Below are 2,576 nucleotides of genomic sequence, written 5' to 3'. Positions count from 1 at the left end.
GCAGGATATGTATGCACGCTATGCTATAATTTTCAGGACTATTCGAGAAAATCCGGGATAAAAGGTTGCGAATGCAAAACGATGACATTGTGCTCGGTGGGGCAAAAGCACCGTCCATAGCTAAATCAACGGCTAAGATGTCTGTGGCCACTACAGCCAGCCAGGTTACCGGTTTTTTACGGAGTATGGCGCTGGCATATGCGCTTGGCAGGGGGTTGCTTAACGATACGTTCTCCACCGCGAACGTGATGCCGAACATCATCTTTGAACTGGTGATGGGTGGGATCATGGGGTCGGTTATCGTGCCGGTTTACGTGCAGTACCTGGCCGAGAAGCGCGATGATGAAACGCGGCATATGATCAGCAACCTTACTAATATCGTCCTTGTTCTGGCGTTTGCTTTAAGCGTGATCGGTTCGATATTCTCTCCGTTTCTCGTTCATCTTATGACCATTCGTGAACCGTCTAAAGGGACGGCCACTATGATCATGTTCTTCAGGGTGTTTGCGTTCCAGATCATGTTCTATGCGATGGCGGGGGTCTTTAGCGGCGTGCTCAACTCGCACCGCAAATTTACGATGCCGATGGCGGCGCCGATTCTTAATAATGTCGTAGTGATCGCGACCGTGTTCGGCTTATACCTGCCGTACAGCGCGACCAACCCGCAGCTTGCGCTGTTGATGCTGGCGATCGGAACGACGATGGGCGTCGTGGTGATGGCGCTGGTGCAGATCCCGACGGTAATAAAAGCGGGGTTACGCCCGAGCTTCGCGCTTAACTTCCGCCATCCGGCGGTCAAGAAAATCGCCATCCTCGGGCTCCCCATGCTTGGGTTTACTGTAACAGTGCAGCTCAACAACTATATTATTTACATGTTGTTGCAATCATATTTGGGCGGAGCGATGGCGTACCAAAATGCGCTGGCGTTTTTCAGGCTACCGTATGCGATATTCGCCGTTTCGATCGCCACGGCCATTTTCCCGGAGCTGTCGCGCTTCGGCAATGCCAACGACCTTTCGAGTTTTAAAAAGACGCTTTCACTCGGATTGCGCTCGACGACCTTTATCGTCATCCCGGCGGCGGTGTACATAGCGATCATGGCCGAACCTATCATCGGGCTTACCCTGCAGCACGGTAAGTTCGATAACGTGGGGACTGAGATCACCGCCGCGATGCTGACGTCATTTTCGGCTGCGCTGGTTTCGTTCTCGCTTTACAACATGCTTACCAGGGTCTATTATTCACTACAGGATACAAAAACGCCCATGATTATCGGTGTCGTCAGCGTGCCGCTGCAGATCGCGTCCAGTTTCTTGCTTATCGGCAGTTTCGGGATGACCGCTCTTCCTCTGGCATATGCGCTGGCGCTTTCGTTTGGCGTCGTAATCCAACTTTATATATTAAAGAGAAAAATTGGCTCTATTGGGGCCTCGATTATACTTCGGGCGGTAGTCAGGCAAGTAGCGGCCGCCGCTGTTGCGGGCCTGGTCATCTACATGACAGATTATGCAATCCAGTCGTTGGCGCTTCCGCGTATGCTGGGTCTGGCGCTTGAAATTACGGTTGCCGGTGCGGCCGGCGTAATCGCTTATCTGGGATTGGCGCTATTGCTCGGCGTTGAAGAAGTCGATTTTGTAAAAAGATTGATGCGCAGATTCCTGCGCGCAAAGGTGACAGAAACATAAATGAAACAGAGTAACATACGAAATTTCAGCATTATCGCACATATAGATCATGGTAAATCTACATTGGCGGACAGGTTGCTTGAGGTGACCCACACCGTTTCCGAGCGCGAGATGATGGATCAGATGCTCGATTCGATGGATTTGGAGCGCGAGCGCGGGATTACGATCAAGGCGCGTGCGGTCAGGATCAACTACAAGGCCAAGGACGGGCAGGAATATATCCTTAACCTCATCGACACGCCGGGTCACGTCGACTTTACCTACGAGGTATCGCGTAGCCTTGCCGCATGCGAGGGAGCGCTTCTTGTGGTTGACGCCGCTCAGGGGGTGGAGGCCCAGACGCTGGCCAACACGTTTCTGGCGTTTGAAAACAACCTCGAGATCATCCCGATCATCAACAAAATCGATCTGCCGAGCGCCGACCCGGAGCGGGTGGCAAGAGAGATCGAGGAGAGTCTCGCCATCGATACCAGCGATGCCCTTAAGGTCAGCGCAAAAACCGGCGAGGGCGTGGCCGAAGTACTGGAGTCGATTGTGGGCAAGATTCCGGCGCCGACCGGTGACCCGGATGCGCCGCTTAAAGCGCTTATCTTCGATTCGCTCTACGATTCCTATCGGGGTGTCATCGTCTATATCAGGGTTGTCGACGGCTCGATTAAGACGGGCCAGAAAATACGGATGATGGCGACCGGAAGGGTTGCCGAAGTCGAGGAGATCGGCGTTCTTCGCCCCGAGATGGACGAGGTCGACGAGCTTGGAGCGGGCGAGGTAGGGTACCTTATCGCCGGCGTCAAGGATGTTCGCGACAGCAAGGTCGGCGATACGATAACCAACGCGAAGGGCGGAGCGGTCGAGCAGCTTCCCGGATACCGTGAGGTGAAGCCAATGGTG

2 protein-coding genes are annotated in these 2,576 nt (G+C 53.8%); both read left to right on the top strand.

All coding sequences use genetic code 11. From position 1 onward, the window contains the following. Positions 1-71 precede the first annotated feature (71 nt). Positions 72-1,685, top strand: coding sequence for a murein biosynthesis integral membrane protein MurJ (murJ, locus tag COY37_RS10665; protein ID WP_286678891.1), 1,614 nt, complete (start codon positions 72-74; stop codon positions 1,683-1,685). Further along, positions 1,686-2,576: GTP-binding protein (locus COY37_RS10660; protein WP_286977544.1), on the top strand; the 891-nt coding region annotated here is incomplete at its 3' end.

The sequence above is a fragment of the Candidatus Aquicultor secundus genome (genome assembly GCF_002791875.1).
Lineage (GTDB): Bacteria > Actinomycetota > Aquicultoria > Aquicultorales > Aquicultoraceae > Aquicultor_A > Aquicultor_A secundus.
Note: the sequence above shows the minus strand (reverse complement) of the source record. Positions and strands in the feature narration are given on the sequence as shown.